Origin of the sequence: Thiococcus pfennigii (assembly GCF_016583835.1) — a bacterium.
GTDB classification, from domain to species: domain Bacteria; phylum Pseudomonadota; class Gammaproteobacteria; order Chromatiales; family Chromatiaceae; genus Thiococcus; species Thiococcus pfennigii.
On the sequence record NZ_NRRW01000104.1, the window covers coordinates 1 to 5,386 of the forward strand.

Annotated in this window: 6 protein-coding genes; 5 read left to right on the forward strand and 1 reads right to left on the reverse strand. The window is 67.8% G+C overall.

Going from position 1 to position 5,386, the window contains the following annotated elements:
• Positions 1 to 79: 79 nt before the first annotated feature.
• Complete coding sequence (locus tag CKO41_RS17745; RefSeq protein WP_242464415.1) at positions 80 to 1,195, reverse strand: DUF7948 domain-containing protein; 1,116 nt, start codon at positions 1,193 to 1,195, stop codon at positions 80 to 82.
• A gap of 634 nt (positions 1,196 to 1,829) precedes the next feature.
• Between CKO41_RS17745 and CKO41_RS17750 the strand changes: the two genes are divergently transcribed.
• The 5 genes from CKO41_RS17750 (at position 1,830) to CKO41_RS17770 (ending at position 5,170) form a co-directional block, all read left to right on the forward strand.
• On the forward strand, positions 1,830 to 2,702 hold the full coding sequence (locus CKO41_RS17750) for a DUF4338 domain-containing protein (RefSeq protein WP_338115615.1): 873 nt from the start codon (positions 1,830 to 1,832) through the stop codon (positions 2,700 to 2,702).
• Complete coding sequence (locus CKO41_RS17755) at positions 2,699 to 2,857, forward strand: transposase DNA-binding-containing protein (protein ID WP_200383229.1); 159 nt, start codon at positions 2,699 to 2,701, stop codon at positions 2,855 to 2,857. Before CKO41_RS17750 ends, CKO41_RS17755 begins: the two co-directional genes overlap by 4 nt.
• Before the next feature lie 533 nt (positions 2,858 to 3,390).
• A complete protein-coding gene (locus CKO41_RS17760) occupies positions 3,391 to 3,696 on the forward strand; it encodes a hypothetical protein (protein WP_200255478.1) in 306 nt (101 codons plus the stop codon).
• Positions 3,697 to 3,741: 45 nt separating this feature from the next.
• On the forward strand, positions 3,742 to 4,185 hold the full coding sequence (locus tag CKO41_RS17765; RefSeq protein WP_200255479.1) for a hypothetical protein: 444 nt from the start codon (positions 3,742 to 3,744) through the stop codon (positions 4,183 to 4,185).
• Positions 4,186 to 4,297: 112 nt separating this feature from the next.
• Complete coding sequence (locus CKO41_RS17770) at positions 4,298 to 5,170, forward strand: phosphate-starvation-inducible PsiE family protein (RefSeq protein WP_276568967.1); 873 nt, start codon at positions 4,298 to 4,300, stop codon at positions 5,168 to 5,170.
• Positions 5,171 to 5,386 lie beyond the last annotated feature (216 nt).

Genomic DNA, 5,386 nt, shown 5'->3' on the forward strand with positions numbered 1-5,386 from the left:
GACGAACAATCAGGCAGTTAGCGGCGGCGCCGTGGGCCCAGACGGCTTCCGGCCGCTCGACTTCCGGTGCCCGATTCGATTATAAGGCATTGTTCTTGCGATTGAAAACGACTTTCCGTCCAGGCACCAGATAGGCGTTGCCGTCATCGTCCACGGCGATGGCCAGCGCATTGTCGTAGCCACTGCCGCCGAAATAGACGGCGTAGGCCACCGCTGAACCTGACGCATCGAACTTGGCGACGAAGGCGTCGGAAGTGTTGCCGTCGAATGTCGGATGCTGGAGATCCTCGCCTGGGAAGTCTATCGATCCGGTTTCCCCGGCCACATAGGCGTTCCCCGCTGCATCGACGGCAATGGAATTGCCTGACTCATACCCGCTACCGCCAAAATACGTCGAATAGACGAGTATCGGGTCGATGACGAGGGTCTGACTGCTGTCATGGGTCCCGATTTCGACGCTCACCTCACCACTGTCCGCCAGCAGGTAACGCGCAGGAATCGTCGCACGCTCGCCCCCGATCGTCTGATAGGCGCGGGGGGCACGCTGGATCAGCGCCTTCTCGCCCTGCGTCACCACCAGATTGCCCGCCGTATCCAGGCGCAAGTCGTCGGCTCCATCGAACGCGAGGCGGATGGCCTTGGGGTCGGCCCCAGGTGCGAGCACCAGGTCGTACTCCACCTGCCCCTGCGTGCCGTAGTAGACCAGGTCGATGCCTGGATAGACGCCGCGGTAGCGAACCTTGGCGTAAGTGGGCAGCCCGGAGCGCCACCCGCTCGGGTCTTTGCCACGGAAGTAGCTGACCTTGCCTGGTAGCGTATCCTCCCCGATCAGCTCGGCATCGGGCAGCATGCCCAGAAGCCGCATGCGCAGAACCGCCGGTGGCCGACCCCGAACGTCTTGCGCCTCTCTTGACGTATCGCCGCGCAATGCCAGTGTTGCGCCACCCTCAGAGAGAAAGAGGCTGTAGCCAACCCCGCGGGCCAGGAACTTGACCGCCGTATCCGTTTGCCCCTGGTTCGGCTCGAAGATAACGGGCAGGGCTTGACCAAACGCGACGCGGTGCTCGGGCGGACCGCCGCCGAGCAGTTCAGGGACTGGTGGTGTTGGCGCGATCGCCGTGGCGTAGGCGTCAACGGAAACGACGGCCAGCAGCATCAGGCAGCTACCAATCGCCGACTTCGAGAATGTGGTCATTGCGAGGTGCTCCGTGGTCCTCTGCCCGGTCCCACGCAATCGGCGGGCCATGCTGGCTGACCGGCTCAGAAGACGGCCGGGGCTACTGTCCTGACCCGATCTCGCCGAAGGACGACGCCCTACGCCGCCGGGGTATCGGCGCAGACGGCCCGCGAGGGCAGTGAACTGGCCTCCGTACGGAGACCCCGCGCGACGATGACCCTAGAAACGGCGGCCGACCGCGTCGCCGCAGAGACAAGCTGCTAAATCACAACGATTTTTTGCGCGACTTGCGGTTACCCGATGGTTGAGGGGCGCGACGACCCCCGATGCCCGCCTTGCGCGGCGCCCGACGGCGTTACAGCTCGTTGCAATAGCGGGGCGATTGCGCCTCCTCGTGCCTTGCCGGACACCCCGCGGGACGCACCTCGGAGGCCGTCCAACTTCCGTTTCGATGACGATTGGACCCACGCCTGTCAACCTGTTTCAGAAACTTGACAAACAGCCGCATCAGCGGGCAGGGCGCTCTCCCATACCATGACCCACAAGTCCGGAGGCGTGACGCCCGCGGGTCTGGACACACCCCGTCGAATCTGGTGGAATCCGCGTCCATGGTCACCGATGGGAGTGGACGTGGATGTCGAACGCGGGGTGTGTGGCGAAGCTGTGCGGACGGGCGCTGAGCGCCGGGGATCTGGAGCGGATCCGCCAGGCGGTACGCGAGGCCGATCCGCCGCAGCGCGCGGAGATCGCCCGACGAGTGTGTGCGGCGCTGGACTGGGTGGACGTGCAGGGCCGCCCGAAGCTGATGAGCGCCCGGGTGGGGCTGCTGCGGCTGCACCGGGCCGGGCTGATCGAGCTGCCGGCACCGCGCAATGGCAACGGCAACGGCCGGGTGCTGCGGACCGAGGGGCTGGCACTGCCCGAGCCCCCGGCGCAGCCGCTGATTGGCACGGTCGGCGACCTCCGCGGTCTGCACCTGGAGGCGGTGGCGGACAAGTCGGCCTCGCGGTTGTGGAACGGGCTCATCGCGCGTTGGCACTATCTCGGCTATCAGCCCCTGCCCGGGGCGCAGCTGCGCTACCTGATCCGTTGCGAGGCCGGCCTGCTCGGGGCCATCGGTTTCGGCGCGGCGGCCTGGAAGGTGGCCGCGCGCGATGCCTGGATCGGCTGGGACCACCCCACGCGCGAGGCCCATCTGGGGCGCGTGCTCAACAATGCCCGCTTCCTGATCCTGCCCTGGGTGCAGGTGAAGAACTTGGCCTCGCGGGTCCTGGCGCTGGCCGCCGCGCGGGTGGTGGTGGACTTCCCGGCGCGCTATGGTGAGCCGCTCGCGTTGCTGGAGACCTTCGTCGAGGCGCCGCGCTACCGCGGCACCTGCTATCGGGCGGCGAACTGGCGGTATCTGGGCGAGACCCGCGGGCGCGGCAAGCTCGATCGCCACCGCCGGGCGGCCTTGCCGCGCAAGGCGGTGTTCGTCCTGCCCCTGCGGGAGGACTTTCGCCGCCTCCTGGGGGTGGGGCGATGAGCGCCCTGGCCGCGGAGCTCAGCGGCATCGCGCTGGGCGATCGCCGTCTCAACCGCCGCGCGGGGCAACTGATCGAGACCTCGGGGGAGCAGCCGACCTTCGACTTTGTCCTCGCCCTACAGGCACTGCGCGCCGCCGAGGGGAGTCGTGGGTAATAGAATGGCTCGCGACCGGCCCCTTGGCGCCGCTCCGGCATCGAATCGGCACGACGCTCTTCCTCCTCGGCGGACACTTCTACGGCTTCGAGGGGCTGCGCGCCCACACAGATGAGTTCCACCCCGACTGGCGGCCGAACTGTTTCGTCCTGCCCGCGGATTCTCTCTACCGACCGCGCTGGTGGACATCTCCGCCTTGGCGTCGGGAAGTATCCGCGCGATCGCGGCCCGGTGATGAAATCGGCCTGGGGAGGCGCTGACATCCTCAGCGCTTCCCGTGCGACGCAGGAAGCCTCGCCATGTCTAGCCGCGATAAGCGACGAAAAATGCGCGAAAATTCGAATCCGCATTCATGCCTTCGTACACGATTCTCGCTCGACATTTCGCACTGACCCCCCGAGCCGCGCGACGAGGTCACCATCGCCAGGGCTTGGCATCGCCACCGAGCGCCGCCACAATCGCGTTGCGGCGAACGCTGAGGCCAACCCCAGCGGCGCCGCCCGAACAATGGACCCGCCGCACGAGCCACACCGATGCAGCCAAAGAAGATCTATCAGGGCATTCACAACGACGCCTACGGCGGGATGACGCCGACCGGCAACATCATCCGCGATGCCTGGGTGTTCGGCATCATCCCGGAGGAGGAGACCTGCGAGGGCTGGCTCCCGGGCGGCATCGAGGACCTCTACGACAAGGTCAGCGAGGCCTGGGCCCCCTTCGGCCACCTGGCCTCGCGGCTCCCCCCGGAGTTACGCGAGCGGCACCAGCGGATCTACGCCGCCGCCGTCGAGCGCGCCCGCGCGCTCGGCTGGGAGCCGGCGCTGTACGACGAGGACTGACCCGGCGACCGGCCCCCGGCGGCCCGCTCCCGGCGGCACATCGCAATGGCCAGCCATGGCATCGGCGAGACCTTCTTCCGCCCGGACGAGCACGACCGGGCGGCGACCGAGCTGCCGGCACCGCTGATCAACGGGCTGCGGCGGCTCCTCGCCCGCGCCGAGCGCCCCTACCTCTTCCTGCCGATCCGGGCGATACAATATCTGGCTGTCGTCGAGCCCGACGAGGTCTTCTTCGTCGACGGCCAGGGCGGCTACGCCCACCGGGACGGCATCGGCGGCCGCCTGATCCGGATCGCCTGGCGTCCGCAGCCGGCGGGCGCGCGCCGCTCACTGAGCGCGCCCGTGCCCAGCGAGATCCTCTACTACGCCCCGGACCTCGAGCCGGTCCAGCGCCGCCTGGTCGGCGAGGTCGGGGCGCTCGTCGCGCGCCACCTGGCGCAGGGTCGCCCGCCCCCGAGCGACGGGCGCATCCTGCCCTTTCGCCGCTGAGCGGCGCGCGAGACACCACGCGATGAACCACTCGGCCCGGGCGACCACCACCCCGCCCGGTTCACGGAGATGTCCGCAGCCCCGCCACGCGATCGGAGGGACCATGATTCAGATGCTCTATATCAGCTCCGCCACGGAGCCCATGTCGACCGATGACCTGCTCGGTCTCTTGGGGGAATGCCGCGAGAACAATGCCGCCGCCGGCATCACCGGCATGCTCCTCTACGGCAACGCCACCTTCCTGCAGGTGCTCGAGGGCGAGGAGTCGGTCGTCGATACCCTGTTCGAGCGGATCCGACGAGACCCGCGCCATACCAATGTCGAGGTCCTGCACCGCAAGACGATCGAACGTCGCCAATACTCGGACTGGAGCATGGGCTTCAAGCGGGTCTCGGCCAAGGAGCTCGCGCAGATCGAGGGACTGCGGGACTTCGATGAGCAGAACTTCAATCAGGCCTATCTCACCGAGCACGGCAGCATCGTCCTGAGCCTGATGGACCACTTCCGCAAGGAGCGCTCCAAGTCGATCGGCCACAGCGAACTCGGCCTCGACGAGGAAGACCCGCTGATCAATCTCCTGCACCGCATCATCCGCAGCGCGGTCCGGGTGCTCGCGGTACTGATGGTGATCACGATCGCCTGGGGCGTCGTCGACGTCGTCAACGTCCTCCTCTACAAGGTGTTGGCACCCTCGTTCGAAGAGCTGCGGGCGCGCGACATCATCGTCACCTTCGGCGCCTTCCTCGCGGTGCTGATCGCCATCGAGATCTTCCTCAACATCACCCTCTACCTGCGCGACGACGTGGTGCCGATCAAGCTGGTCATCGCCACCGCCCTGATGGCCATCGCGCGGAAGGTCATCATCTTCGACTTCGAAAAGATCGAGCCGCTCTACGTCCTGGCCACGGCCGCCGTCGTACTGGCGCTCGGTATCGTCTATTGGCTGATGGACGAGAAGACGACCTGGAGCGGCCGACGGCACTGAGCGCGGGCGCCGGGCCTGGTAGGCCGCTTGCCGGCCCCTGCCGGCGCAGGCGACGCCTGCGGCGGGCGATGTCGGCCGTCGGGTTACGCCCCCGCGGGGGGCTAACCCGACCTACGGGCTCGCCTCTCGCAGCGGTCGAGACGGCGGCCGCGGAGGCCCATCCCGCACGGGCGTGCCAATGACCGCGCGGCACACGCGGTCCGGTTAGCCCCGCGC